Source organism: Streptomyces sp. NPDC028722 (assembly GCF_040637655.1).
Lineage (GTDB): Bacteria > Actinomycetota > Actinomycetes > Streptomycetales > Streptomycetaceae > Streptomyces.
In genome coordinates, this window is the sequence record NZ_JBEZWU010000004.1 from 162,786 (window position 1) to 189,498 (window position 26,713).

22 protein-coding genes and 5 tRNA genes are annotated in these 26,713 nt (G+C 73.5%); 10 read left to right on the forward strand and 17 right to left on the reverse strand.

Features of this window, described 5'->3' with window-relative positions:
* Positions 1-106: 106 nt before the first annotated feature.
* The 5 genes from AB0F03_RS08340 to AB0F03_RS08360 all read left to right on the forward strand — a co-directional run bounded on the left by AB0F03_RS08340 (position 107) and on the right by AB0F03_RS08360 (position 572).
* A tRNA-Gly gene (locus AB0F03_RS08340) sits at positions 107-179 on the forward strand.
* Positions 180-217: 38 nt separating this feature from the next.
* A tRNA-Cys gene (locus AB0F03_RS08345) sits at positions 218-291 on the forward strand.
* Position 292: 1 nt separating this feature from the next.
* A tRNA-Val gene (locus AB0F03_RS08350) sits at positions 293-364 on the forward strand.
* A 35-nt stretch (positions 365-399) separates the two neighbouring features.
* Positions 400-471: transfer RNA gene (locus AB0F03_RS08355), tRNA-Val, on the forward strand.
* A 29-nt stretch (positions 472-500) separates the two neighbouring features.
* Positions 501-572 (forward strand) — tRNA-Val (locus tag AB0F03_RS08360).
* Between the two features lie 52 nt (positions 573-624).
* Here AB0F03_RS08360 and AB0F03_RS08365 read toward each other — a convergent pair.
* From AB0F03_RS08365 to AB0F03_RS08375, 3 genes are all read right to left on the reverse strand, one after another.
* On the reverse strand, positions 625-921 hold the full coding sequence (locus AB0F03_RS08365; RefSeq protein WP_361987767.1) for a zf-TFIIB domain-containing protein: 297 nt from the start codon (positions 919-921) through the stop codon (positions 625-627).
* Between the two features lie 80 nt (positions 922-1,001).
* Positions 1,002-1,973, reverse strand: coding sequence for an aminoglycoside phosphotransferase family protein (locus AB0F03_RS08370; protein ID WP_361987769.1), 972 nt, complete (start codon positions 1,971-1,973; stop codon positions 1,002-1,004).
* A gap of 948 nt (positions 1,974-2,921) precedes the next feature.
* Positions 2,922-3,098, reverse strand: coding sequence for a hypothetical protein (locus tag AB0F03_RS08375; RefSeq protein WP_361987771.1), 177 nt, complete (start codon positions 3,096-3,098; stop codon positions 2,922-2,924).
* Between the two features lie 606 nt (positions 3,099-3,704).
* Between AB0F03_RS08375 and AB0F03_RS08380 the strand changes: the two genes are divergently transcribed.
* Positions 3,705-5,162: a serine/threonine-protein kinase gene (locus AB0F03_RS08380; protein WP_361987772.1), complete on the forward strand. Its 1,458-nt coding sequence runs from the start codon at positions 3,705-3,707 to the stop codon at positions 5,160-5,162.
* A gap of 310 nt (positions 5,163-5,472) precedes the next feature.
* Here AB0F03_RS08380 and AB0F03_RS08385 read toward each other — a convergent pair whose 3' ends face one another.
* The 9 genes from AB0F03_RS08385 to AB0F03_RS08425 all read right to left on the reverse strand — a co-directional run bounded on the left by AB0F03_RS08385 (position 5,473) and on the right by AB0F03_RS08425 (position 18,465).
* Entirely contained in the window at positions 5,473-6,291 is an 819-nt protein-coding gene (locus tag AB0F03_RS08385; RefSeq protein ID WP_361987774.1) for an RNA methyltransferase, read from the reverse strand.
* An 87-nt stretch (positions 6,292-6,378) separates the two neighbouring features.
* Positions 6,379-7,611: a uroporphyrinogen-III C-methyltransferase gene (gene cobA, locus AB0F03_RS08390; protein WP_361987776.1), complete on the reverse strand. Its 1,233-nt coding sequence runs from the start codon at positions 7,609-7,611 to the stop codon at positions 6,379-6,381.
* A 145-nt stretch (positions 7,612-7,756) separates the two neighbouring features.
* Entirely contained in the window at positions 7,757-12,286 is a 4,530-nt protein-coding gene (cobT, locus tag AB0F03_RS08395; protein WP_361987778.1) for a nicotinate-nucleotide--dimethylbenzimidazole phosphoribosyltransferase, read from the reverse strand.
* 342 nt (positions 12,287-12,628) lie between these two features.
* On the reverse strand, positions 12,629-13,843 hold the full coding sequence (cbiE, locus tag AB0F03_RS08400; RefSeq protein ID WP_361987780.1) for a precorrin-6y C5,15-methyltransferase (decarboxylating) subunit CbiE: 1,215 nt from the start codon (positions 13,841-13,843) through the stop codon (positions 12,629-12,631).
* A gap of 100 nt (positions 13,844-13,943) precedes the next feature.
* Positions 13,944-14,582 carry a GNAT family N-acetyltransferase gene (locus tag AB0F03_RS08405; protein ID WP_361987781.1) on the reverse strand — a complete coding sequence of 213 codons (639 nt, stop codon included), beginning with the start codon at positions 14,580-14,582 and terminating at the stop codon, positions 13,944-13,946.
* Between the two features lie 171 nt (positions 14,583-14,753).
* The gene (locus AB0F03_RS08410) at positions 14,754-15,584 is read right to left on the reverse strand and encodes a MetQ/NlpA family ABC transporter substrate-binding protein (protein WP_361987783.1); all 831 of its coding nucleotides are present in this window, start codon (positions 15,582-15,584) and stop codon (positions 14,754-14,756) included.
* A gap of 66 nt (positions 15,585-15,650) precedes the next feature.
* Positions 15,651-16,388, reverse strand: a complete 738-nt coding sequence (locus AB0F03_RS08415) for a methionine ABC transporter permease (protein ID WP_361987785.1) — start codon at positions 16,386-16,388, stop codon at positions 15,651-15,653.
* Positions 16,385-17,428, reverse strand: a complete 1,044-nt coding sequence (locus AB0F03_RS08420) for an ATP-binding cassette domain-containing protein (protein ID WP_361987787.1) — start codon at positions 17,426-17,428, stop codon at positions 16,385-16,387. The genes AB0F03_RS08415 and AB0F03_RS08420 overlap by 4 nt, the downstream gene beginning before the upstream one ends.
* A gap of 386 nt (positions 17,429-17,814) precedes the next feature.
* Positions 17,815-18,465, reverse strand: a complete 651-nt coding sequence (locus AB0F03_RS08425) for an HAD family hydrolase (protein ID WP_361987789.1) — start codon at positions 18,463-18,465, stop codon at positions 17,815-17,817.
* Between the two features lie 69 nt (positions 18,466-18,534).
* On the opposite strand from AB0F03_RS08425, the gene AB0F03_RS08430 reads away from it, so the two are divergent.
* Positions 18,535-18,894, forward strand: coding sequence for a hypothetical protein (locus AB0F03_RS08430; protein WP_361987791.1), 360 nt, complete (start codon positions 18,535-18,537; stop codon positions 18,892-18,894).
* 1 nt (position 18,895) lies between these two features.
* On the forward strand, positions 18,896-19,315 hold the full coding sequence (locus AB0F03_RS08435; protein WP_361987793.1) for a hypothetical protein: 420 nt from the start codon (positions 18,896-18,898) through the stop codon (positions 19,313-19,315).
* Between the two features lie 67 nt (positions 19,316-19,382).
* Here the strand turns inward: AB0F03_RS08435 and AB0F03_RS08440 are convergent, their stop codons facing one another.
* The 3 genes from AB0F03_RS08440 to AB0F03_RS08450 form a co-directional block, all read right to left on the reverse strand.
* The gene (locus tag AB0F03_RS08440; RefSeq protein WP_361988221.1) at positions 19,383-19,880 is read right to left on the reverse strand and encodes a GNAT family N-acetyltransferase; all 498 of its coding nucleotides are present in this window, start codon (positions 19,878-19,880) and stop codon (positions 19,383-19,385) included.
* Positions 19,881-19,925: 45 nt separating this feature from the next.
* Positions 19,926-20,432, reverse strand: a complete 507-nt coding sequence (locus AB0F03_RS08445; RefSeq protein ID WP_361987795.1) for a sigma-70 family RNA polymerase sigma factor — start codon at positions 20,430-20,432, stop codon at positions 19,926-19,928.
* 92 nt (positions 20,433-20,524) lie between these two features.
* Positions 20,525-21,700, reverse strand: coding sequence for a glycerophosphodiester phosphodiesterase (locus AB0F03_RS08450; protein ID WP_361987797.1), 1,176 nt, complete (start codon positions 21,698-21,700; stop codon positions 20,525-20,527).
* A gap of 385 nt (positions 21,701-22,085) precedes the next feature.
* Between AB0F03_RS08450 and AB0F03_RS08455 the strand changes: the two genes are divergently transcribed.
* Together AB0F03_RS08455 and AB0F03_RS08460 are read left to right on the forward strand one after the other, a co-directional pair.
* A complete protein-coding gene (locus AB0F03_RS08455; protein WP_361987799.1) occupies positions 22,086-22,757 on the forward strand; it encodes a lysophospholipid acyltransferase family protein in 672 nt (223 codons plus the stop codon).
* Positions 22,758-22,885: 128 nt separating this feature from the next.
* Positions 22,886-24,529: a multicopper oxidase family protein gene (locus AB0F03_RS08460; RefSeq protein ID WP_361987800.1), complete on the forward strand. Its 1,644-nt coding sequence runs from the start codon at positions 22,886-22,888 to the stop codon at positions 24,527-24,529.
* 58 nt (positions 24,530-24,587) lie between these two features.
* Here the strand turns inward: AB0F03_RS08460 and AB0F03_RS08465 are convergent, their stop codons facing one another.
* Positions 24,588-26,111 (reverse strand): MFS transporter, encoded by a 1,524-nt coding sequence (locus AB0F03_RS08465; RefSeq protein WP_361987802.1) that lies wholly within the window; start codon positions 26,109-26,111, stop codon positions 24,588-24,590.
* Positions 26,108-26,659 carry a helix-turn-helix domain-containing protein gene (locus AB0F03_RS08470; protein ID WP_361987804.1) on the reverse strand — a complete coding sequence of 184 codons (552 nt, stop codon included), beginning with the start codon at positions 26,657-26,659 and terminating at the stop codon, positions 26,108-26,110. Before AB0F03_RS08470 ends, AB0F03_RS08465 begins: the two co-directional genes overlap by 4 nt.
* Positions 26,660-26,713 lie beyond the last annotated feature (54 nt).

Genomic DNA, 26,713 nt, shown 5'->3' on the forward strand with positions numbered 1-26,713 from the left:
CGGCGGGCGCACCGCGGCACGCTGCGCAAACGCGTTTTTGTACTGGCCCGGGAATCCGCTAGAGTTCAACACGTCGCCGGGACGCGGGAGCGCCCCGAAACGACAGGCGGACGTAGCTCAGTTGGTAGAGCGCAACCTTGCCAAGGTTGAGGTCGCGAGTTCGAGCCTCGTCGTCCGCTCGAAGGAAGAAGGGGTCGTCCCGATCCCCTACACTCCTGGTGGAGTGGCCGAGAGGCGAGGCAACGGCCTGCAAAGCCGTCTACACGGGTTCAAATCCCGTCTCCACCTCCAAGGACGATTAGCTCAGCGGGAGAGCGCTTCCCTGACACGGAAGAGGTCACTGGTTCAATCCCAGTATCGTCCACTGGATCCGCCGGTCTGTACGGCATGATCCGTCCCGCGCGATTAGCTCAGCGGGAGAGCGCTTCCCTGACACGGAAGAGGTCACTGGTTCAATCCCAGTATCGCGCACCGTCTGTGACACGTCAGTCACGGCCCGCGGACGATTAGCTCAGCGGGAGAGCGCTTCCCTGACACGGAAGAGGTCACTGGTTCAATCCCAGTATCGTCCACACAGCAGGAAGCCCCCGACCGTCTCGTACGGCCGGGGGCTTCTTCGTGCGCTCAGCTGGAGAAGAGCATGTGACCGAAGCTCTTGTGGCGGTGGTGCTCGTAGTGACCGTGACCGCCACCGTGGTGACCGCCGTGCGGGGCGCCCCAGGCGGGCGCGGACGGGGCCGGGTACGACTGCGGGGCCGGCGGGGGCGGCGGAGCGGGCTGGGACCACTGGCTCTCCAGCCGGGTCAGCGCCTCCAGCTCGCCGTAGTCGAGGAAGATGCCGCGGCAGCCGCTGCACTGCTCGATCTGAACGCCGTTGCGGTTGTAGGTGTGCATCGGCGCATGGCACTTCGGACACTGCATGGTCGGCTCAACTCCTCGCCGGTCGGTCCTGTTTCGCGTTTCCCCAGGACAGACTCCGTCCGGCCCCGGGCGGTTGCAGCCTAGTCCGGCGGAACGGGCGCGGGCCGAGGGGGTACGGAGGGCATCCGGGCGCAGGCGTCGACCAGGGCCTGCTCCACCTCGTCCAGCGGGCGGTCCGCCGCGAGCGCCTTCGTCAGCGCGAGCGCGGCCGTCTGCGCGGTGAGGGCGCGGGCCGGCACGTCCAGGGCGGCCCAGGGGTCGCCGTCCGCGGGTACGGCCGGGCCGCCGGCATGCCGGTAGGCGGTCAGGAAGCGGGTCCACTCGTCGGGCGGAAGGAGCCCGCAGGCGTACCAGGCGGCGGGGCGGGCGAGGTCCCAGGCCGGGACGCCGGACCCCAGGTCGTCGACGTCGATCAGCTTCCAGGGGCCGTCCGGTGCCGGGTGCCGGACCAGCTGGCCGAGGTGGAGATCACCGTGGCAGAGGGACTGCGGGCCGGGCATCGGCGCCCTCCCGCGGGCCCAGGCGGGCAGGCCGGCCCAGGCGTCCAGGACGGGACGGGCGGCCGGATGACCGGTGGGGGCGGCGGTACGGAGGGCCGCGTGGAGCCGGGCGAGGGCGCGGGCGGCCTTGGCCGGACCGCGCATCGGGGGCAGGCCGGCGGGGAGGGGTCTGCGGTGCAGGTTCGCCAGGAGGGTGGCGGCGGCCTCCCAGGGGGCCGCGTCCGGATCCTCCGGGTCCACCGGTACGCCGTACGGCCAGAAGGTCACCGGGCGGTCGCGCAGGGGGGCCGGGGTGAGGGTGAGCGGGGGAAGCAGCACGTCCGGGTGACCGGCGGCCGTGGCGAGGCGCCGGACCAGCGCGGCACGGTCGGTGTCCGGGGCGTGGGCCTTGGCGACGGTACCGGCATGCCGCACGACCGTGGCGTCCTCCCGCTCGGCCAGGGGGGTGCTGACGCAGGCGCACGGGGTGGTGAGGACGCGGGGATGGGCCGCGGCTGTCGCTTCCGCGGCCAGCGCGGTCAGCAGGGAGGGGGCGGACGCGTCTGCGGTCAAGGCTGCCTCGGGGGGTGAGCTGTTCGGCCGAGGGTACTGGGCGGGAGATCGCCGGGGGGTGGCGGGTGGTGCTGGCGCGCTTGGCGGGGGCCGCGTCCGATGGGCGGGGGCTTGCGGGGTGGGGGCGGCTTTCAGCGGAGCCGTGCCCCGCCTCGGGGGATCATTGTCGGGTACGACGGCGGGACGGCCGGGCTTCACCGGGCGAAGGGGGCTCACCAGCGGAGTCGGGCCCCGCCTCAGGAGATCACCGTCGGGACAACGGGTTGTCCGGGCGGGGGTACGACGGCGGGACGGCGGACGTCCCGGGGGCAGGCGGCTTGCAGCGGAGCGGGCCTTGCCAGGAGGAAGGCGGCTTCCTGGGCGGGGCCCGCCGGACTGAACACGGCTCGCAGCTGCGGGTGCCCGCAGACAGAGAACGGCTCGCAGCTCCGGGTGCCCGCAGGCAGAAGACGGCTCGCAGCTCCGGGTGCCCGCAGACAGATAACGGCTCGCAGGGCCGGGGGGCGCCTCAGGCAGAGGCGTCTTGCCCGGCAGCCGGCCTCGCCGGACGGGGTGTCGCTCACGGAGCAGCGGGCGCCGCCGGGGACAGAGGCGGGATGCGGAGGGGCGACCGTCACCGGGCCGGCGTGTCTGGGCCGGTGCCCCGTTGCCACGGGAGGCGCGGGAGGGGTGAAGGCCGACGCCGACGCGGCGCGCTCGTGGGAGGGGAAGCGGCTCAGGCGGCGCAGCTCGCTCGCGCGGGCGAGCGACGGTCATGGCGGTGCGCCTCGTTCGGGCACGAGGATCGCTGATGTCGGCGCCGCTTGTTCGTGTGCCGGGGAACGGCTAATGCCGGCGCAGCTCCCCAGCTGCGCCGGCATCTGTGCCGTCCGCCGTACCCCCGTCCCCACGGGGTTTCATGGATAGATGTCCCCGCCCGGACCGCTCTTCCGGGCCTGGGGGCGCCGCTCAGCGCCCCAGCATCGCACCCACGGACGACGCCTGTGTGGCCACCGTCTCCCAGCCGTCGAAGACGAGCAGGAGCAGGGCCGCCAGGGGAAGGGCCATGAGCGTCGCCACCAGTGGGTGGCGACGGCCCGTCCGGCGGGAGGCGAACGCGGTGCGTCGCGGTGCCGGGTGGGCCATGGTCCCTCTCCTGACCGTTTCGGTTGTCATCGGCAGCGGCGGGTGTCTGACCTCGGGGGACGAGTGCTGCACCCGCCGCTTGACCTCAAATCTAGGCGCGCGGCGGACACCGGGCGTCATGCCCTCGTACCGATTGCCGGGCCTCCCCGAGGATGAGCCACGACCTGCGGACTACTCCCCTGGGTGGAGGCGCGGGGGCGCGTCTCGGGGTCTTCCCGGAGGGGACTGCCCGCTGTGTCCGGGCATGTCCGACGCGTCCGGCACGCCCGGTGGAGTGAGACTTCGATCACCCCTGACGGGGCTCGGAGGGGGGCGGGAGGTGCAGCGTGATCCGGTGCGCGGCGCGGCCCGAGGGCTGCCCGCGGCACCTCACCGGCGACCGTACCGCGCGACACCCGGCACCCTGACAGGAACCCAACTTCCCTGCCGTACGCGCGGGTTGCTGTGGTACGCACGGTCAACGGGCCGCGCCCCGGGGTCTGCTGACCGGGTTTCACCTCCCCCGAACGGCGTACACAATCCGCCGGGTCGAGAGGGCGCGGCCTCTGCGCGCGGGCGGCCGTGGAAACGTAAGCTGTGCCACGTCACAGGGACCGGGCAGCGGGGATGAACATGGCGATGATGCGCCTGAGGCGCGAGGACCCGCGCGTCGTCGGCTCGTTCAGGCTTCACCGACGGCTCGGCGCGGGTGGGATGGGCGTGGTCTATCTCGGCTCCGACAAGAAGGGGCAGCGCGTCGCGCTGAAGGTGATCCGGCCCGACCTGGCGGAGGACCAGGAGTTCCGGTCGCGGTTCGCGCGCGAGGTGTCGGCGGCCCGGCGGATCCGCGGCGGATGCACGGCCCGGCTGGTCGCCGCGGACCTGGAGGCCGAGCGGCCCTGGTTCGCCACCCAGTACGTGCCCGGCCCCTCCCTGCACGACAAGGTCGCCGACGAGGGCCCCCTCTCCGCGGTGGACACCGCGGCGGTCGGCGCGGCCCTCTCCGAGGGGCTGGTCGCCGTGCACGAGGCGGGTGTCGTCCACCGGGATCTGAAACCGTCCAACATTCTGCTGTCCCCCAAGGGGCCGCGGATCATCGACTTCGGCATCGCCTGGGCCACCGGCGCCTCCACCCTCACCCACGTGGGCACCGCGGTCGGCTCCCCCGGTTTCCTCGCGCCCGAGCAGGTCCGCGGCGCGGCGGTCACCCCGGCGACGGACGTGTTCTCCCTCGGCGCGACCCTGGCGTACGCCTCGACCGGTGACTCGCCCTTCGGGCATGGCAGTTCCGAGGTGATGCTGTACCGGGTGGTGCACGAGGAGGCGCAGCTGCACGGCGTACCGGACGCCCTGGCCCCGCTGATCCGGGCCTGCCTGGCCAAGGATCCCGAGGACCGGCCCAGCACCCTCCAGCTGTCGCTGCGGCTCAAGGAGATCGCCGCGCGGGAGGCGCAGGGCCTGGACGGCGCACGGCCGCCCGCGCCGCGCGCCGCCGAGGCGGACCGGCCCACCGGGCGGCTCACCGACACCTATCCCGAACAGCAGCGCGTCCAGCGGCGTACCTCCTCCGGTACGCCGCTGCCGCGCGGAGGCGCCCCCTCCCGGAGCGGTGAGCCGGCGCGCGGCGGGATGCCCTCGCGGAGAGACGTGCCGTTCCGCGGCGGGGTCGCCTCGCGCGGGGGCAGTGGTGCGCGCGGCGCGGGGGCAGCAGCCCGGCCGGGCAGGGCACGCCCCACGCCGGCGCCGCGCGGTGGTGCCCCGCGCTCCGGCAGTGGCGGCCGGCCCGCTCCGCGCGGCGATTCCCGGCGGCCGGGGCAGCGTCCGTCGCGGACCGGGCGGCGGCCGGCCAATCCGCGGCTGCTGCGGCAGCGGTTGTTCGTGTTCGTGGTGGTGACGCTGCTGGTGGCGCTCGGGATCGCGGTGGCCCAGGGCTGCCAGGGGCCGGCGCGCGGACTGGGCGGCGACGGCCGTGACGGCGGCGTACAGCGGCAGCAGGACGCGCAGCCGAGCTACCCGCCGCTGGAGAACGGCAAGCTCATGTCCGACCGGTACACGTCGACGCTGAGCCGCGACGCCGGCAAGTGAGCGCCTCCCGGAACAGCGGCCCCGGGGCGGGACGGCGGACGGCCGCCGGAGAAGCTCCCAGGCGGTCGGGCAGGCGTGACGGGCCGCCCCGGCATGGCTTCCTGGCGGTCGGGCAGGGCGGACGGCCGTCGCAGGCGGGACTCCCGGGCGACCGGCCAGGCATGACGGCCGCCCCGGCATGACGGCCCGCCCGGACGCCGGCTGCCCTGCGGTCACGCCAGGCATGAAGGGCCGCCGGAGAGAGGCTTCGCGGTGGCCCGCCGGGCACGGCAGGTGACGGCCGGTCCGCCTTGATCACCGCCCCGACGGATCAGACGCCCGGTCGGCCTGTCGCCACCGCGTAGAAGGCGACCGCGGCGGCCGCGCCCACGTTGAGCGAGTCGACGCCGTGCGACATCGGGATGCGTACCCATGTGTCGGCGGCGGCCAGCGCCCGCCCGGACAGCCCGTCGCCCTCGGCGCCCAGCATCAGCGCGACCCGGTCCCTGGTGTGCGGGGCGGCCTCGTCGAGGGTGAGGGCCTTCTCGTCCGGGGTGAGGGCGAGGAGTGTGAAGCCGGCCTCGCGGACGGACTCCAGCCCCTTCGGCCACGCCTCCAGGCGGGCGTACGGCACCGAGAACACCGCGCCCATGGAGACCTTGACGCTGCGCCGGTACAAGGGGTCGGCGCAGTCGGGTGACAGCAGCACCGCGTCCATGCCGAGGGCCGCCGCCGAGCGGAAGATCGCGCCGATGTTGGTGTGGTCGTTGACCGACTCCATGATGACGACCCGGCGGGCGGTGCGGAGCAGTTCGGCGGCCGTCGGCAGCGGCTTGCGCTGCATGGAGGCGAGGGCGCCGCGGTGCACGTGGTAGCCGGTGACGCGTTCGGCGAGTTCGGGGCTCACGGCGTACACCGGGACCGGGAGTTCGTCGATGACGTCGCGCATGACGTCGACCCACTTGGCCGAGAGCAGCATCGAGCGCGTCTCGTAGCCCGCTTCCCTGGCCCGGCGGATGACCTTCTCGCCCTCGGCGATGAACAGGCCCTCGGCGGGCTCACGCTTGCGGCGCAGTTCGACGTCGGTCAGGCCCGTGTAGTCGGCCAGGCGGGGGTCGTCCGGATCGTCGAGGGTGATGAGTTCGGCCACAGGGTGATACTGCCTCGTCCTGAGTGGGGTGGGAACGGCTGGGAACGGCTGGGGCTACCGCGGGTCAGGGGGGTGATCCGGCTACTGTCATGTTCCGGGCTTGGAGCCGGCGCGCACGACCTCGCCGATGACGATGACCGCCGGGGGCCTGACGTCCTCGGTCCGTACCGTCTCCGCGACCGTGGCGAGGGTGGCGTCCACGCGCCGCTGCGCCGCCGTGGTCCCCTCCTGGACCAGGGCGACCGGCGTCTCGGGGGACTTGCCGTGCGCGACGAGCGTCTCGGCGATCTTCCCGATCTTGTCGACGCCCATCAGGACCACCAGGGTGCCCGTGAGCCTGGCCAGCGACGGCCAGTCGACCAGGGAGCGCGCGTCGTCCGGGGCGACATGGCCGCTGACCACGGTGAACTCGTGGGCGACGCCCCGGTGGGTGACCGGGATGCCGGCCGCGCCCGGCACCGAGATCGAGCTGGAGATACCGGGGACCACCGTGCACGGGATGCCGGCCTCGGCGAGCGCCTGGACCTCCTCCATGCCCCGGCCGAAGACGTACGGGTCGCCGCCCTTGAGCCGGACGACCGCCTTGCCCTGCTTGGCGTGCTCGATGAGCGCGTTGTTGATGGCTTCCTGTGCCATGTACCGGCCGTAAGGGATCTTCGCCGCGTCGATCACCTCGACGTGCGGCGGGAGTTCGGCCAGCAGGTCGCGCGGGCCCAGCCGGTCGGCGATGACGACGTCCGCCTCGGCGAGCAGCCGGCGGCCGCGGACCGTGATCAGGTCGGGGTCGCCGGGACCGCCGCCGACCAGGGCCACACCGGTGGTGCGGGTGCGGTGGTGCGGGGCGACGAGGGTGCCGTCGCGCAGGCCCTCGACGACCGCGTCCCGGATGGCGGCGGTGTGCCGGGGGTCGCGTCCGCGCGCGTGGGTGGTGAGCACGGCGACGGTGACGCCCTCGCTGTGACCGGTCGCCGGGGTCCACGCCGTCGCCTGCTCGGCGTCGTCGGAGCGCACGCACCAGACCCGGTGCCGTTCGGCCTCGGCGGAGGCCCGCGTGTTGGCTCCGGAGTCGCTGGTGGCGATGAGGGCGTACCAGGCCTCGGCGAGGTCGCCGTCCTCGTACGGGCGCCGGAGCCAGGCGATCTCGCCCGCGTCCGCCATGGCCTCCACCGACGGGGTGGCCTGCGGGGAGACGAGGACGATGTCCGCGCCGGCCGCGATGAGCGCCGGGAGCCGGCGCTGGGCGACCTGGCCGCCGCCGAGGACGACCACGCGGCGGCCGGAGAGGCGGAGGCCTACGGGGTAGGCGGGGTGTTCAGCCATGAGGGGCGGCTCCTCCTGCGGCGGTGCGGTGGGCCCGCTGCGACTGCGGAGCGGCCCTGACGTGCGGATTTTACGGTGTGGGCCGGGCAGGCGACACGGGTGGTCCGGCAGTTGAACACCGGACCACCCGTGATGTCCGTGACGCCTACTTCTCGGTGACTCCCGCCGAGTCGAACGTGGCCACCTCGTGCATCGCCCGGGCCGTGCTCTGCACCAGCGGCAGGGCCAGCAGCGCGCCCGTGCCCTCGCCGAGGCGGAGGTCCAGGTCGACCAGCGGGCGCAGGCCCAGCTTGTTCAGCGCGGCGACGTGGCCCGGCTCGGCGCTGCGGTGGCCCGCGATGCAGGCCGCCAGCACCTCGGGGGCGATGGCGCGGGCCACGAGCGCGGCGGCACCGGCGCTGACGCCGTCCAGGATCACCGGCGTACGCAGCGACGCGCCGCCGAGGAGCAGGCCGACCATGGCCGCGTGCTCGAAGCCGCCGATGGCGGCGAGGACGCCGATCGGGTCGGCCGGGTCCGGCTGGTGCAGTTCCAGCGCGCGCCGGACCACCTCGGTCTTGCGGGCCAGGGTCTCGTCGTTGATGCCCGTGCCGCGGCCGGTCACCTCCGCCGGGTCGGCGCCGGTGAAGACGGAGATCAGCGCGGCGGACGCGGTGGTGTTGGCGATACCCATCTCGCCGGTGAGCAGCCCCTTGTTCCCGGCCGCCACCAGGTCGCGGGCGGTCTCGATGCCCACCTCGATGGCCGCCCTGGCCTCCTCGCGGCTCATCGCGGGGCCGGTGGTCATGTCGGAGGTGCCGGCGCGGATCTTGCGGGGCAGCAGGCCGGGGGTGGCGGGCAGGTCGGCGACGACGCCCACGTCCACGACGCACACCTCGGCACCGACCTGGGCGGCGAAGGCGTTGCAGACCGCTCCCCCGCCCAGGAAGTTGGCCACCATCTGGGCGGTGACCTCCTGCGGCCAGGGGGTGACGCCCTGGGCGTGCACGCCGTGGTCACCCGCGAAGATCGCCACGGCGGCGGGCTCCGGGATCGGCGGCGGGCACTGGCGGGACAGCCCGGACAGCTGCGCGGAGATGATCTCCAGCATGCCGAGGGCGCCGGCCGGCTTGGTCATGCGCTTCTGCCGCTCCCACGCCTCGCCGAGCGCCTTGGCGTCGAGCGGGCGGATCTGTGCGACGGTCTCGGCAAGCAGGTCGTGGGGGTCCTCTCCGGGCAGGGCGCGGCGGCCGTACGTCTCCTCGTGCACCACCCAGGACAGGGGGCGTCTCTTGGACCAGCCGGCCTGCATCAGCTCGGGCTCGTCCGGGAACTCGTCGACGTACCCGACGCACAGGTAGGCGACGACCTCCAGGTGCTCGGGCAGGCCGAGCGCGCGGACCATCTCCCGCTCGTCGAAGAAGCTGACCCAGCCGACGCCGAGGCCTTCGGCGCGGGCGGCGAGCCAGAGGTTCTCCACCGCGAGCGCCGAGGAGTAGGGCGCCATCTGCGGCTGGGTGTGACGGCCGAGGGTGTGCCGGCCGCCGCGGGTGGGGTCGGCGGTGACGACGATGTTGACCGGGGTGTCGAGGATGGCCTCGATCTTCAGTTCCTTGAACTGCTTCGCCCGGCCCTTCGGCAGCGACTTGGCGTACGCCTCGCGCTGGCGCATCGCCAGTTCGTGCATGGTCCGGCGGGTCTCGGCGGACCGGATGACGACGAAGTCCCAGGGCTGCGAGTGCCCCACGGAGGGCGCGGTGTGCGCGGCCTCCAGGACGCGCAGCAGCACCTCGTGCGGGATCGGGTCGCTGCGGAAGCCGTTGCGGATGTCGCGGCGCTCGCGCATCACCTTCAGGACGGCCTCGCGCTCGGCGTCGGCGTAGCCGGGGGCGGCCGGGCCGGTGGACTGTCGTGGTTCTGCCACTGCGGCCGTGCTCTCTTCCTGGTCGGCGGCCCTGGTCGGCAGGTCCTCCGCGTGCTGTACGACATCGGGGGCGGGCTCCGTCTCCGGCGCGGCCGGCTCACCCTCGCGGGGCGCGGGCACGGTGGCCACCGCCTCCGGCTGCTCCTGTGGCCCCTGCGGGGCCTGTTCGTCGCTGGGCACGACGAGGGGGTGGGGCGGGGTCGGCGCCAGGTGCGGGGTGGTGGGCACCTGCCCCTGCACCGGCACGAACTGCCCGAACGACTGCTCCGGGTGCGTGTCCTGCGGGATGACGGGGGGCGACGGCTGCTCCGGGACGGCGGGGGGCAGCGGCTGGTCCGCGTACGGCTGGTCCGGGACGGCGGGGGGCAGCGGCTGGTCCGCGTACGGCTGCTGCGGGACGGCGGGGGGCTGCGGCTGGTCCGGGACGGCGGGGGCCAGCGGCTGCTCCGGGTTCTGCGTGTGCGCGGCGGCCGGGGCGGGGTCCGTGGGTTCGGGGTGCGCGGTGTCCGGTACAGCGGTGTCCGGAACCTGCGGCAGAGGCTGCGGGCCGGCGGGCCGGTCGGCGGCCGGGGCGGCCGGGGTCCCGGTGCCGTGCGGGGCGTACTCGACGAGCTGCGGTCCCTGCGCCTGGAACACGGTGGGCTCCACCGGCTCGGGCTCCACCGGCTCGGCCGGGGCGGCGGCCTCGGGGGCACTGTCGCCCATGGCCTGGGCGGGTACGGCGTCCTGGGCCGGGGCGGCAGGCGCGGGCGCCACGGACTCCGCTGCCTCCACTGCCTCCACTGCCTCCACTGCCTGCGGGGCCTGGTTCGGGTTCGGCTGGTCCGCAGCGGACGCCCCGGGGTTCCCGGCCGCACCCTGCGGGGCGACGGCCTCGGCAGCCTGGGCGGCCGTCGGGTCGGCGACGCCGGCAGCCTCGTGTGCGGGAGCCGTGCCGGGGATCTGGGCGACGCCCGGGGCTGCCACCGCGTCGGGGACCTGGGCGGCATGGCGGGCACCAGCCGCCTCGGCGGGCTCCACCAGGGCCTCGACGGCGACGGGCGGTGCCTGCGTGTCGGCTTGCGCCTGGGCGGCGGCGGGAAGCCGGGGCTGCGTGGCATCGGCGGCGTGCGCGGCTTCGGCGGCCTGCCCGGCGTGGGCAGCCTGCTCGGCGTCGGTCGGCTGGAAATCGCCGGTGGGCTGCGCGGCGCCGTCGATGTGCCCGGTGGCCTCGGCCGGCGCGGCGTCGCTGTGCTCCGTACCGGCGTCCGGCCGGGTCTCCTCGTGCGGCTCGGCCGGTGCGACGGGCTGAGCCGCCTCAGCAGCCACCGCCTCGGCGGCCACCGTCTCGGCCGGGGCCGGTCCGGCCGGGGCCGTCTCGGTCACCGGGGCGGCCTCCGAGGCGTCCGCGGCAACCGGAGCGGCCTCCGGGGACTGCGCCGGCTGCGCGCTGTCCGGCGCCTCGGCCGGTACGGCGTGTCCCGGCACCTCCTCGGCAGGAAGGTCCTCGGCGGGAAGGTCCTCGACGGGAAGGTCCTGGGCGGTCGATTCCGCCACGGGCGCCTGCGCGACCGGGGGCAGCTGGCCGGAGGTCTCCTGCCCGGCGGCCGTCCCGGCGCCCTGAACGTGCACCGGGCCGGGAGCGCCGCCCGGCGCCTCGGCGGCCTCGTCCGGCGCGGACCCCGGGCCCTCGGTCGCGGCGCCACCGGCAGCCGGCTCGGTCCGGGCCGCCGGGAACACCTCGGCCGGGAGGGTGCCGTCCGGCACCTCCGCACCGGCCACAGGCGTCTGCGCATCGTCGGCGGCGTGCACGCCGTCGGCGTCCGGCGCCGTCGGCACGTGCGCGGCCTCGGCGACGGGAGCGTCGACGCCCTGCGCCACCGGGACCGGGACGCCGACGGTCTGCGCCACCGGCGCGTGGACTCCTTCGGCGTCCTGCGCCACCGGCGCCTGAACCCCGCCGGCAGCCTCCGCCGGGGGCAGCTGCGCGCCCTCGGGACCAGCCGCCACCGGTGCCTGTGCGTCCCCGCCGTCCTGACCGGCGGTCGTGGTGGACACGCCGTCGTGGCCGTGCGCCGGCTGCACGCCGTCGTGGGCGTGCACGACAGATGCCTGCTCCGGGCTCCGGTGGGCGTCGGCCGGCTGGGTCCGGGCCGCCGCCTGGCCGGCGAGGCGGGCCATCGCGGCCTGGGCCGCGTCGGCCGGCTCGGCCGGGTCAACCGTTTCGGCAGCCGGGACCTGGGCCGGTGCCGCCCCCCAGGGAGCCGCGGGCTGGGGAACCATGTCCCGCAGCGGCTGTGCGTCGAGGTACTCGGGACCGGCGGCGACGGCCGGCCCCGGCTGCCGTACCGGCGCTCCCGCGGGGCCCCGGTCGGCGAGGGAGCGGACCGGGCTCGCGGAGGCGTCCGGGATCGGCGGGCCGAGGTGCAGCGGGCGGCGCGGCGGCTGGGACGCGGACGCGGGGTCGTGCGGCGCCGAGAGGATGGGCGACGGCGGCACGGACGCCGGGCCCGAACTGGGCAGGCGCACACCGTTGAGGTCGACCGAGCCGGTGTCCCGGCCGGCCGTCTCGTGCGGGCCCGGTTCATGGACGGCCTCCACCACCGGTTCCGGGGCGGGAGGCGGCACTTCGTTGCCCCACGCGCCCTGGGCACCCGGCAGCAGCAGGTCTTCGTCCTCGGCGGGAGCCTCGGAGAGGTAGGTGTACGCACCGTGCGGGGGAACGCCCGGCTGCTCCACCATGCCTGCGCTCTCCGGCTGCCCCTCGCCCGGGACCTGGCCGGTGTCCGTCATGCGTACCCCTCGCCCATCGGTTGATGCTCTTACGACCCGCTCACCCGGAACGGCGCACCGCCCGCCCCGCAGTGAAGAACGAGCGTCCGTGCCCAGCGGCACGAACGACCCGCCGGAAAAGGCGACAAAGCCATTCAGTGGCATTGTCCCGGCCGTCGCGCCGTCGCGACAGCGTGATCCGCGACAGCCCGCTGTGGACTGCGCCACGTTGCGCGTCCTCCGGTCCGCCATACCACACCCACCCCAAAACGGGCGTGCGTTCCGGACATTGGTGAACGAAGTTCGGGCCGCCGGTGCGGTACAACGATCGGCCAGCCTACCGCGCGCGGTACGACAACCCGATCACGGGGCGCGATCCGGCAGTACCCCGCTGAGCAGGAACGCGACACTCCGCTCGGTCTCCGTCCAGGCCCGGGTGTCGAGTTCGACGGACTGGAGCAGGGCGCATTCCACCCGGTATCCGTGCTCGGTCAGGTCGCGGCCGACGCGTTCGGCGGCGTCGCGGGTCGCGGCGTGCGTGACGATGCGCTGCGGGCGCCGGTCGGCGACCGCGGAGACGACGGCCGGTCCCCCGCCGCCGACGCGCACGACGTCGGGTTCGGGCAGGTCCTCGAGGACGTGCGGGGCGCTGCCGTGGACGACCTGGAGCTGGATGCCGGCGCGGTGGCCGGCGGCCTCGGTGCGGGCGCAGGCCGCCGGGTCCCGGTCGACGGCGATGACGGCCGCTCCGGCGAGCGCGGCCTCGGTGGCGAACGCGCCGCTGCCGCAGCCGATGTCCCAGACGAGGTCGCCGGCCCGGGGCCCGAGCCGGGCGAGTTGGGCGGCGCGCAGCAGTTCCGTCTCGCCCTCGCCCAGTCCGCCGCCGTAGGTCTCGTCGGGCTGCACCCAGCCGCGCGGGCCGGCGCCCGGGTCGCGTCCGGCGATCCAGCCGCCGCCCTCCCCTGCGCCGGCCGGTCCGCCGCCGATGACGATGACGACGTTGGGGTCGCGCCAGATGTGGTCGGCGGCCTTGTCGGAGGTGACGACGCTGACCTGTTCGCGCGCGGTGCCCAGTTCCTCGCAGATGACGAAGGTGCGGTGCACGCCCTCCAGCAGGAGCCCGAGTTCGGCGGGTCCGGCGCCCGGCGCGGTGAGGACGGCGACCTTGGTGTGGGCGCGGCAGACGTTCACCGCCCGGCGCAGGGTGCGCGGGTGGGCCACGACGACCTGCGCGTCGTCCCAGGGCATGCCGGCGCGGGCGAAGGCGGCGGCGACGGCGGAGACCGCGGGGACGACCTCGACCTCGAGGCCGAACTCCGGCGCGCGCAGGCTGCGTACGACACCGAAGAAGCCGGGGTCGCCGTCGGCGAGCACGACCGCGGTGCCGCGGTGGGCCGCGATGCGGCGGGCGGCCAGGGCGAGGCTGCCGAGGCGGACGCGTTCGGCGGTGGGGGGCAGTTCGGGGAGTTCCAGATGGTGGGCGGCGCCGGCCACCAGTGTGGCGGCGCCGAGGGCGGCGCGTGCCGCGGCGGTCAGCGGCGAGCCGTCCCAGCCGATCACCGTGACCCGGTCGGCCATCGTCGTCAGTCTCCAGTGGGTTGTGCGGCTCTTCCAAGAGGGCCCGGGGCGGGCTCCGTGAGGGTACCCGGTGGGGTGCGGGGGCCGGGCGCCGGCAGGCTCAGTTCCAGTCCGGGTACGAGGTGAATCCGTCGGCGGCCGCCTGCTGCTCACCGACTCCGGCGAGGTCCTCCGGCAGCAGGCTCCAGAGGATGACATCCGTACGCACCTCGGTCCAGTGACCGTTCCCGGTCCTGGCGCGCGCTATCCAGGCGTTGCGGAGCACGCCCTCGCTGATGCAGCCGATCCGCTGGGCCACCTGCTGGGAGGCGGTGTTGCCGGCGGCGGTGCGCAGTTCGAGGCGTTCGAACTTCTGGTCGTGGAAGAGCCACTCGGCGATGGCGAGGACGGATTCGGAGGCGTACCCCTCGCCGCGGGCCCAAGGGGCGATGACGTAGGCGATCTCGCTGGAGCGGATGCGCCGGTCCGTGTTCTTCAGGTGCACGGTGCCGACGAGCCGCTGGGTGAGGAACTCGGTGACGGCGAGGACGATGCCGCGGCCCTCGGTGCGCTCGTCGGGGGCCGACCGGGTGATCCACTCGTGGGCGTGGGCCTCGGTGTAGGGGTGCGGGACGGTGGTCCAGGCGATGACCTGTTCGTCGTTCATCATCTCGGCCAGGGCGGGGATGTCGTCCTCGTCGAAGGGGCGCAGCACCAACCGCTCCGTGCTGATGGAGATGTTGGGGAAGGTGCTCGTCATGCGCCGCTCCGTAACCTTCGGTGGTTCTCGAAAGACCGTCAGGCCTGCTGAACTGCCAGCATAGGACGGCGGTGGCACCGGCGGCCGAGGGGCCGAGGGTGCCACCGCCCGTGCGATCGGAAGCGGGGGACCGGACGCGACGGATCAGATCCGGGGGCCGGAACCGGGAGATCAGAAGGAGGGGATGACCGAACCCTGGTACTTGTCCTCGATGAACTTCTTGACCTCGGGCGAGGTGAGGAGCTTGGCGAGCTTCTTGACCCGCGGGTCCGTCTCGTTGCCCTTCTTCACGGCGAGGAAGTTGCCGTACGGGCTGTTCTTCGCGGACTCCAGGACCAGGGCCTCCTTCGCGGGCTTGATGCCGGCGGAGATGGCGTAGTTGCCGTTGATCACGGCCGCGTCAACGTCGTCCAGGGAGCGCGCGGTCTGGGCCGCCTCGACCTCCTTGAACTTGAGGTTCCTGGGGTTCTTGGCGATGTCCTGCGGGGTGGCCTCGGTGCCGACGCCGTCCTTGAGGGTGATCAGCCCGTGGGAGGCGAGCAGCTTGAGGGCGCGGGCCTCGTTGACGGCGTCGTTCGGGACGGCGACGGTCGCACCGCTCTTGAGGGCGTCGGCCTTCTTGATCTTGTGGGAGTAGAGGCCGAGCGGCTCCAGGTGCACCGTGACGACGGGCACGATGTGCGTGCCGCGCTTCTTGTTGAAGTCGTCGAGGTAGGGCTGGTTCTGGAAGTAGTTGGCGTCCACGTCACCGTCTTCGGTCGCCGTGTTCGGCGTGATGTAGTCGGTGAACTCCCGGACCTCCAGGTCGAGGCCCGCCTTCTTCGCCAGGTTCTTCTTGACGTAGTCGAGGATCTCGGCGTGCGGGGTGGGGCTCGCGGCGACGACCAGCGGACCGTTGTGGTCGGAGGAGCCGGAGTCCTTGTCCGAGCCGCAGGCGGTGAGCCCGAGAGTGAGGGCTCCGGCGGCGAGGACGGCGGTGGTGAGCTTGGCGGTGTTACGCACGAAAAGTGCCTTTCCTTATGGGTGGTGCGACCCCGTGTCGGGTTACGGGGGGTCTTCGGGGTGTGGTCAGGCGACCTTGCCGATGTCGGCCGCCGCGGGCTCCTTGGCCTTGAGCAGGCGCAGCCTGGGGCCGGGGCCGGAGCGGGCGCCGCGGCGGTGCAGCGAGCGGGCCGCGAGGTCGCCGGCGAACTGGATGACGGTGATGACGACGGCGAGGATCGCCACGATCACCCACATCAGCCCGGTCTCGAAGCGCTGGTAGCCGTAGCGGACGGCGAGGTCGCCGAGACCGCCGGCGCCGACGGTGCCGGCCATCGCGGAGTAGCCGATGAGGGCGACGAGGGTGGTGGTGGCCGAGGCGATCAGGGAGGGCAGGGCCTCGGGCACCAGGACCTTGCGGACGATGGTGAAGGTGCTGCCGCCCATCGACTGCACGGCCTCGACGAGCCCGCCGTCCACTTCGCGGACAGCCGTCTCGACCAGCCGGGCGAAGAACGGGATGGCGCCGATGGCCAGCGGCACGATGGCCGCGTCACGGCCGATGCTGGTGCCGGTGACGAAGCGGGTGACGTCGGTCAGCGCGACCATGAGGATGATGAACGGCATCGAGCGGGTGATGTTCACGACCTGCCCGAGGACCTTGTTCACCACGACGTTCTGGAGCAGGCCGCCGCGTTCGGTGAGGACGAGCAGGATGCCGAGCGGCAGACCGCCGACGACGGCGATGAGCGTGGACCACCCGACCATGTAGAGGGTGTTCCAACACTCGGGCTCCAGCAGCTCCCACATCTCGGACCAGGTCACTTCGCACCCTCCTTGACCAGCGGGGACTCGTCGCCCTCGTGGCCGACGACATCGATCTGAAGGCCCTGTTCGCGCAGGAATCCGACGGGCACCACGTTGTCCTCGTAGCGGCCGGGCAGTTCGATGCGCATCCGGCCGATCTGGAGGCCGCCGACGGTGTCGATGGCGGCGCCGAGGATCGAGATGTCGATGTTGTAGGTGCGCGAGAGCTGGGAGATGACCGGCTGGGTGGCGGCCTCGCCGTGGAAGGTGACGTCGAGGACGGTCCGGTCGGTGCCGGTGGCCTCGCCGCCCACCGGGAACAGCGCGGCGGCGAGCGTGGAGCCCGGGGTGGCCAGCAGTTCGCCGACCGTGCCGGATTCCACGATGCGGCCCCGCTCCATCAGGGCGGCGGAGTCGCAGACCGACTTCACGACGTCCATCTCGTGGGTGATGAGCAGGACGGTGAGGCCGAGCTGCCGGTTCAGGTCGCGCAGCAGCTGGAGGATGGAGCGGGTGGTCTCGGGGTCGAGGGCGCTGGTGGCCTCGTCGGAGAGCAGCACCTTGGGGTCGCCGGCGAGGGCGCGGGCGATGCCGACGCGCTGCTTCTGCCCGCCGGAGAGCTGGGCGGGGAAAGCCTTGGCCTTGTCGCCGAGGCCGACCAGGTCGAGCAGTTCCAGGGCCTTGCGGGAGCGTTCCCTGCCGGACGTGCCGAGGATCTCCAGCGGCAGTTCGACGTTGTCCTGGACCGTCCGCGAGGAGAGCAGGTTGAAGTGCTGGAAGACCATGCCGATCCGGCTGCGGGCGCGGCGCAGTTCCCGGCCGGCGCGCGGGCCGCGGCCGGCCAGGGCGGTGAGGTCCTGCCCGGCGACGGTCACGGTGCCGGACGTGGGACGCTCCAGCAGGTTGACGCAGCGGATGAGGGAGGACTTGCCGGCGCCGGACTGGCCGATGACGCCGTAGACCTCGCCTTCGCGGACGTGCAGATCGACGCCGTCGAGGGCGGTGACCTCACGGCCGCGGGAGCGGTAGACCTTGGTCAGGCCCGAGGTGGTGATCACGTGGGTTTCCGTCACTGTCGAGTGCGCGGGCGCGGGTGTGCCCGGGCACGAATGCGTGGTGTGCGTTCGGTCAGGGACGCGGCACGGTTCTCGGGTGGCGGGGGAACCGGGGAGAACGGAGTGTGCGCGCGGCGGCCTCGGTCACGTACGCCGGGGTGCCGGCGCGGGACGGGCCACGGCTCTCGCTTCGGGGCGCGAGGCTCGGCTGGTGCGGGGGCCCTCTAGAAGGCGCACATTCGACACGGACACATACAACGAGCACCGGGCGTGCCGGTCGCCTCGGTCGCAAGGATGCGGCTGCTCGTCGTGGTCATGCGATCAGTAAAGCAGACGTACGGTCCTGACCGGTCGCCGCTGTCCGGATAGTGGACAGCCGCGGACAGGGTTCAGCCGCGGACGGCGATCTCCACGCTTTCGTCGTTGACCAGGGCCGACAAGGCCGACAGGTCAGGTACCACCAGGTCGGCGTCCAGCTCGTGCGCCGGGTGGGTTGTGGCCAATGCCACGGTGGTCATGCCGGCCGCGCGGCCCGCCCGGAGTCCGGCGGGGGCGTCCTCGAAGACGACGCAGCGGGCCGGGTCTACGCCGAGCTGCCGGGCGGCGAGCAGATAGGGCTCGGGGTCGGGCTTGCCGCGGGTGACGTCGTCCGCCGAGACCAGGGCCTTCGGCGCGATGCCGACGGCGTCCAGGCGGGCCTCGGCCAGGCGGCGGGTGGCGGAGGTGACCACGGCCCAGCGGTCGGCCGGCAGGCAGTCCAGGAAGGCCCGGGTGCCGGGCAGCAGGCGCACACCGCCGTCGGGCACGTCCTCGACCTCCAGCTGCTCGACCCGGGCGACGGCCTCGGGGACAAGGCGGGCGGGCAGCAGGTCGCCGACTATCTCGACCGCTGTGCGTCCGTGCAGCTCCACGCGCCCGAACTCCTCCGCGGTGATCCCGTACTCCCGCGCCCAGCGCGTCCAGCAGCGCTCGACGGAGTCGAGGGAGGAGACGAGGGTGCCGTCGTTGTCGAACAGGAGGGCGTGTGCGTGGATCGTCATGGTTCCGACCCTACGGTGTACGCCGGGGTCGGCGGCGGTGGGCCTTTTCCGCCGTAATAGGGTCACGGCATGCTCAACGTCCTGATGCTGGTGACCGGGGTCGCCGCGCTGTTGCTCGCCGCCTGGTGCGGCTGGGCCGCGTATCGCGACCAGCCGACCAAGGACTGGCATTTCATCGGCATGGCGGTGGTGTCGCTGCTGGCCGTGATCCAGCTGGTGGCCGGGATCGTGCTGCTGGCCCGGGGCGAGAAGCCGGAACAGGGCACGACGATCTTCGTGTCGTATCTGCTGGGCGCGTTCGCGTGCGTCCCGGCGGCGGGTTTCATGTCACTGGCCGAGCGCACGCGCTGGGGTTCGGTGACGGTCGCGGCGGGCGGTGTGGTGCTGGCCGTGCTGGAAGTGCGGCTCTACGACATCTGGGGAGGCTGAGGTGACCGCGGTGGAGGAGAAGCCGGTCCGGCTGATCAGCGGGCCGGGCCTGCTGCTCGTCTGGTTCTACGGCGTGATGGTGGTCGGCGCGCTGTCGCGGTCGGCGTACCAGATCGCCACGGAGTTCGACCGGGCGCCGCTGGCGTACTCCCTGTCGGCCGTGGCCGGCGTCGTGTACGCGTTCATCACGTACACGCTGGTGCGGGGCGGGGAGACGGCCCGGCGGGCGGCGTCGGTGTGCTGCGCCGCCGAGCTGGCCGGGGTGCTGATCGTCGGTACGTGGACGCTGGTCGACCGCTCGGCCTTCCCGGACGCCACCGTGTGGTCCGACTACGGCATGGGCTACGTCTTCATTCCCGTGCTGCTGCCGCTGTCCGCCCTGTACTGGCTGCGCAGGGCGCGGGACCGCAGGGGCGCCTGAGGGCGACGGCCCGGAGGCCGTACGGGCCGGGCCGCGCGATTCCGCGCCCCTCGCGGGGCGCCGCGCCTCAGGCCGTCTGCGCGTACTCCCCGGCCGGCTTCTCCAGGATGATCATGTCGACGCCGTCGGCGCCCCTGGCCCTGCCCACCGTCTCGTATCCCACCCGGCGGTACAGCCGCAGGTTGCCCTCGCTGCGGTGGCCGGCGACGAGGCGGAACCGGGTGGCGCCGCGCTCCCCGGCCAGTGCCGTCTCGGCCGCGCGGAGCAGCCGGGCGCCGATGCCGTGGCCCTGGAGACGCGGGTGGACGCAGAGCTTGCCGATGGCGGCGGCGCCGTCGTCGGTGACCCTGCCGCGCACGGAGCCGACCACCTCCTCGCCGAGCCGGGCGACGAAGACGCAGTCGCCGTCGACCTCCTGGCGGACGGACTCCAGGGTCTGGACGAGCGGGTCGATGCGGTAGTTGCCGTACAGCGCCGCCTCACTCTGGAAGCACAGGTACTGGAGCCTGAAGATCTGCTCCGCGTCCTGCCCGGTCGCCACCGAGATGGTCACGCTCATGCCCATGTGCGCACGCCTCCCGCTCACCTGATCACCTGTCGTCCCTCACTCCTATCCCCGCGCTCCACGGGAAGCAACCTCCGGGCTGAGCAAACGCCGAAGACATCCCAGACATCTGGAGCGTTCCGGCCCGAGACTGCCCTGTGAGATACCCAACTCCCCCGCGATTTCCCGGTAGGTGGGGTCCTTCGGGGAGAGCAGGGCCTCCAGGAGGCGGGGGCAGCGGCCGGGCAGGCGGCGGACGGCGTCCCGCAGCGCGCGGTACCGGGCGGCCGTGAGGGCGTCCTGCTCGGGGCCGGGGCGGGCGTCGTCGGCCGGCTCGACGCCGTACGGACGTTCGCGGCGGGTGGTGCGGCGGGTACGGCGGGCCTCCGCGCGCACGGCCCTGCGCAGCCAGCCGTGCGGGTCCGGCGGCGGCCCGTCGCTCTCCAGCCGCTCCAGCAGCCGGAGCCAGACGGCCTGTTCCAGATCGCCCGGCTCGCTCCCGGAGGCATATGCCTCGGCGGAGGCCTCGGCAGTCAGCAGGGGGTGCAGGGCGGCTACCAGGTCGGGCGTCATATGCGGAACGACGAGCCGCCCCGGCGGCAGGTTGCCGGGGCGGCTCGGAGTGACCCCGAACGGGGGGCCGGCGCGTGCCCAGGTTGACGCGCTCAGTGGTTCAGGAAGTCCTCGCGGGCCAGGAGCCCGGTGTCGGCGTTGTCGGTGAAGACGCCGTCGATGCCGGTCGCGAAGTACGTCCTGAAGGCGCCGAAGACGTCGCCGTACCCGTCGGCCGCGCCGCCCTTGCGGTACTCGGCGGGCAGGAACGGGTTCTCGTTGCGCATGGTGTAGGGGTGCAGGACCAGGCCCACCTTGTGCGCGTCGGTGACCAGCGTGGTGGGCCGGCCCAGGGTGCCGTCCGTGTTCCGGGGGATGACCAGGTCCAGGGTCGGGCCTATGCCCTGCGCGTAGCCGGCGATCTCCCGCAGGCCCCTGGGGGTGACGAGGTCGGCGACCGTACGCGGGTCGCCGGCCGCGACGAAGTCGTACGGGCGGCTGTCCGCCGAGGAGAGCAGGACGACCAGCGGGTTGTCGACCAGCCGGTTCAGCCGCTGGATGCTGGTCGGTTCGAACGACTGGAGGATGACCGGCGCGTTCCTGCCGTCCTTGCCGTACTTGCGCAGCAGCTTCGCCACCCGCTCCTCCAGGGGGAGGCCCAGCCCGCGGAAGTAGGTGGGGTGCTTGGTCTCGGGATAGATCCAGACCTGCCTGCCGCGCCTGCGGGTCTGCTCGTCCTGCCACTGGAGGACCTCCTCGAAGGTGGGGATCTCCCAGCGGCCGTTGTAGAGGGTGTTGTGCGGCCGGTTGGCCGGGATGCGCTCGACCGCGCGCAGCGTCTTCAGTTCGGCGAGCGTGAAGTCCTCGGTGAACCAGCCGGTGGTGGAGACGCCGTCCAGCACCTTGGTGGTCCTGCGGTCGGCGAACTCGGGGTGCGAGGCGACGTCCGTGGTGCCGCCGATCTCCGGTTCGTGCCGGCAGACCAGATGGCCGTCCTTGGTGGGCACCAGGTCGCCCGCCTCGACGACGTCGGCGCCCAGGTCCAGGGCCAGCTCGTACGAGCCGAAGGTGTGCTCGGGGCGGTAGCCGCTGGCACCCCGGTGGCCGATGATCGTCGGCACCGGCAGGCTCTTCAGCCCGCGGCCCCCGTGCCCCGCCGTCCGGGTCCCGGCGGCCCGGGCCGTGCCGGGCAGCCCGAGGGCCGCTCCGCCCGCGCCGAGCACCGCGGCGCCGAGGAGCGCCCGCCGTCCCGTTCCCCGCGTCTGCCCGTTCGCCTGGTCGCTGTCCATGAGCGCTCTCCTGCCGCCTTCGCCCTGTGTCCTGATCTCGGCGCTCCGTCTGCCGGGCCGCGCCTCGGTGCGGCCCGATCGTAGGGGCGGGCACATGACGGGAGGGAGACCCCGGCGCGAACACCGGGGTGCGGTCGTCTGTCCGCTCGGGCGGCTCGGGGTGACGGAGCGTCGGCGTGGCGGGTCCCCGGAGCGCGCGATGTGCGTCACACCGGCGCGGGGGTGTGACGGGCCGCCACCGGCACGCAACCGCAGGTAAACCCGCGTCAACTCTTCGTAAGGCCTCGGTGAACCGGGCCTTCCCGATGTGCGCCCGGGCCGGACCCGCGAGTAATGTCCTCACCTGCACAGACTCATATCGCTTCCCTCGCCGTCGGAGGACCCGTTGTCCCGCTTCGCGCTCATCAAGGCAGTGCTCGGACCGATCATGCGTCTGATGTTCCGCCCACAGGTGGAGGGCGCGGAGCACATCCCCGGGGACGGGCCGGTGATCCTGGCCGGTAATCACCTCACCTTCATCGACTCGATCGTGCTGCCCGTGGTCACCAAGCGGCAGGTGTGCTTCATCGGCAAGGACGAGTACGTCACCGGCAAGGGCCTCAAGGGCCGGCTGATGGCGTGGTTCTTCACCGGCGTCGGCATGATCCCGGTCGACCGGGACGGGGCGAACGGCGGCGTGGCCGCGCTGATGACGGGGCGCCGGATCCTGGAGGAGGGCCGGGTCTTCGGCATCTACCCGGAGGGCACGCGGTCGCCCGACGGCCGGCTGTACCGGGGGCGCACCGGCATCGCGCGGCTGACGCTGATGACCGGTGCGCCGGTGGTCCCGTTCGCCATGATCGGCACGGACAAGCTCCAGCCGGGCGGCAAGGGCATCCCGCGGCCCGGGCGGGTCACCGTCCGGTTCGGCGAGGCCATGGAGTTCTCCCGCTACGAGGGCATGGACCGGGACCGGTACGTGCTGCGGGCGGTGACGGATTCCGTGATGACCGAGGTGATGCGGCTGTCCGGTCAGGAGTACGTCGACATGTACGCCACGAAGGCGAAGGCGGCCTAGCCGGGTTCCGGCCCGAGGGGGCGCGGCGACACGCGTCCGTCCGCCTGCCGGAGGAATCTTCCCCCGACACATGGGGCATTCGGCCCTGTTTCCCGGCCATATGACCACACGACATGTCTCATTCAGATATGTCCACTCCTTCTCGGCGTACCCTGCTCCGTGCACCCGTCGCCGGCGCGGGCGCGGGGCTCCTGGCAGCCTGCACCAGCTCCCGGTCCGGCTCCGGGCCCCGCTCGGGCCCCGAAGACAGCGGCGTCCAGGCTCCCTTCGTCCCGCCGGGTCCCCGGGGTTACGTCAACCCCTCGGACCCGGAAGTGCGTGCCGCCGAGCGGAAACGCGGTTCCGGCCCCGTACGCACGCACCGCTTCACCGCTGCCGAGAGCACGCTGGACCTGGGCGGGCGTTCCGTGCGCAGCTGGGCGTACAACGAGTCGCTCCCCGGCCCGCTGGTGCGGGTCACCGCCGGTGACGTGCTCGATCTGACGCTCACCAACCGGCTGCCGGCGACGACCACGCTGCACTCGCACGGGGTGCGGCTGCGCTGCGACATGGACGGCACCCCGGACGTGACCCAGGCGGGCATCAAGCCCGGGGCGGACTTCCGCTACCGCTTCACCGTCCGCCATCCGGGCACCTATCTGCTCCACTCCCACGTCGGGATGCAGCCCGACCGCGCGCTGTACGCGCCGCTCGTCGTCGACGACCCCAAGGAGCCCCTGTCCTACGACAAGGAGTGGCTCGTCGTCCTGGACGACTGGGTCGACGGCGTGCAGGGTTCCACCCCCGACGAGGTGCTGCGCCAGCTCAAGCCCGGCGCGGACGGCTCCATGTCCATGGCCGGCATGGCCGGCATGGCCGGTCCGGGCCACGGCAGTCCGGGCCCGCACCGGTCGGCGAGCCCGCACGCGTCCCCGTCCAGGAAATCGGCGGGCCCCTCCCGGGTGCTGCGCGAGTCCCACAGCCGCATCCTGCACGGCGACGGCGGCAGCGTCGACTACCCCCACTACCTGGTCAACGGGCGCGTGAACACCAGTCCCTCGGCGTTCCGCTGCCGTCCCGGCGACCGCATCCGGCTGCGCATCATCAACGCCGGTTCCGAGACCGCCTTCCGGGTGGCACTCGGCGGCCACACGATGACGGTCACGCACACCGACGGTTACCCCGTACGGCACAAGGAGACCGACGCCCTGCTCGTGGGCATGGCCGAGCGCTACGACGTCCTCGTCACCGCCAAGGACGGCGTCTTCCCCCTCGTCGCGCTCGCCGAGGGCAAGAAGGGCCAGGCACTCGCCGTCCTGCGCACCGGCAAGGGCAGGGAGGTGCCGAAGCCGGACGTCCGGCCGGACGAGCTGGACGGCAAGGTCGTCCCGGCGCGGCGCCTGGTGCCGGCCGAGTCCGTGGCGCTGCGCGACCGCAAGCCCGACCGGGAACTGCGGATCCGGGTGACCGGCACGATGGAGAAGTACGACTGGGGCTTCGACCACCAGGGCTTCGACGTGCGCCGCCGCCATCCGGTCAAGGCAGGTGAGCGGGTGCGGCTCACCCTCATCAACGCCACCGACATGTGGCACCCGCTGCATCTGCACGGGCACACGTTCTCGATGAAGGGGCTGGACGCCGCCGGGGCGCTCAAGGACACGGCGGTGGTGCTGCCGCACCGCAAGCTGGTCGTCGAGTTCGACGCCGACAATCCCGGGCTGTGGATGCTGCACTGCCACAACCAGTACCACTCGGAGACCGGGATGATGACGGTGCTGGGATACCGGCGCTGACGGGGCGCGGGCGCCGGGAAGCCGGCCGCGCGGCGCCCCGCGCCCCGGACGGGTGGCCTCAGCCGGTGGTCTCCAGTTCCTGGTGTCGCAGCAGGAACCAGGACACCGCCGACGCCGTCAGCAGGACCACCGCCCCCGCCGCCGAGGCCAGGTGCAGGCCGTGGACGAAGGACGTCCGGGCGGCGTCCAGCAGCGCCTCCGCCTGGTGCGGGGCCAGGTGCGCCGCCGCCTGCGTGGCAGCGCCGAGGGATTCGTGGGCCTCGGCCGGGGTGCCGGCCGGGCCCTCGAAGCCGCGGTAGACGCCGGTCACGATGGAGCCCAGCAGGGCGATGCCGAGGGCCGCGCCCAGTTCGTACGCCGTCTCGGAGACCGCCGAGGCGGCGCCCGCCTGGTCCCTGGGGACGCTGGAGAGGATGACGTCGGCCGTCACCGTGAACGAGAAGCCCGCGCCGACGCCCACGACCAGCAGGGCGGCACCGAGGACCGGGTAACCGGTGGACCGGCCGAGCATCGTCAGGACGGCCAGGGCGATGCCGACGGCGGCCAGGCCGCCCGAGACCACCGTACGGACCGTGAAGCGCCGGGCGGCGCGGCCGGCGACCAGGCCGGCCGCCACCGCGCCCACGGCCGCGGGCAGTTCGGCCAGACCCGCCTCCAACGGGCGGCGGCCCTGGACGAGTTGCAGATACTGGGAGAGGAAGAACACCAGGCCGGACATGCCGAGGACGGTCAGCAGGTCGGCGAGGACCGCACCGCTGAAGCCCCGGCGCCGGAACAGGCGCATGTCCAGCAGCGGCATCGGCATGGTGAGCTGGCGGTGGACGAAGCCGTACAGGGCCGCGGCGCCCAGCAGGCCGGCGGCGAGGGGGGTCGGGCCGAAGCCGTGGGTGGCGGCCTCCTTGACCGCGTAGACCAGGGCGATCATGCCGGTCAGCGACAGCAGGACGCTGCTCAGGTCCCAGGGGCCCGGGCGGGGGTTGCGGGACTCCGGCAGGGTGCGGATGCCGACCAGGACCAGGACGGCCATCACCGGCAGGTTGATGAGGAAGACCGACCCCCACCAGAAGTGCTCCAGGAGGAAACCGCCGGTGATCGGGCCGACCGCCGTACCGGCCGAGGCGGTGGCGCCCCAGACGCCGACGGCGAGGCTGCGCTCGCGCGGGTCGTGGAAGATGTTGCGGATCAGGGCCAGGGTGGCGGGCATCAGGGTGGCGCCCGCGACGCCGAGCAGCGCCCGGGCGAGGATCATCAGCTCGGGTGTCGTGGCGTAGGCGTTGAGGACGGACAGGGCGCCGAACGCCGTGGCGCCGCACAGCAGGATCCGCTTGCGGCCGATGCGGTCGCCGAGGCTGCCCATGGAGACCAGAAGACCGGCGATGACGAAGGAGTAGACGTCGCCGATCCACAGCAGCTGGGTGCCGGAGGGGCGCAGGTCCTCGCTGATGTAGGGGGTCGCCAGGCCGAGGACGGTGGCGTCGACGGCCACCAGCAGCACGGCCAGGACGAGGACGGAGAGCGCGAGCCAGCGGCCCGGGCGCTTCACCGCCTCGGTCACGTCGGCCGGCCGCAGGGTGCTGGTCATGGTTCCTCTCTTCGCAGTGCGCCGCCGAGCAGCAGCTCGGCGATCATGGTCGGGAAGTCGCGGGCGGCCACCCGGCCGTCCAGGGTGGCCCAGGCGCAGGAGGCGATCAGGCCGTACAGCGCCTCGGTGAGCCAGGCCGGGGTGAGGTCGATACGGAAGGCGCCGTCGCGCTGTCCGCGCTGGAACAGGGCGCCGATGCGGGTGTCCAGGCGCTGCCAGCCGTCGTGCTGCCGGTCGCCCTCCCACAGCTGGTTCTCGCCGTAGAGGAACGCGAGCAGTCCGGCGGCCGGCTGGATCTCGCGGAGCAGCCTGCGCACGGCCTCGGGCGCGGGGCCCTCCTCGGGCCGGGCCCGCTCCAGCGCGGCCTCGCACTCCGCGATGCCGAGCGACTCCAGCGCCCGGACGAGCGCGTCGCGGCCGGCGAAGTGGCGGTGCAGCGTGGCCCGGCTGATCCCGGCGGCGCGGGCGACCTCGTCCATGGTCGCGGTGGACTTGCGGGTCAGCAGGGCGGCTGCGCTGCGCAGCACATGGTCACGGTCGAGGGCCATGAGACAAGAGTAGCCCACATGAGACATGAATGTCTCACCATGGGCACGCGCGGC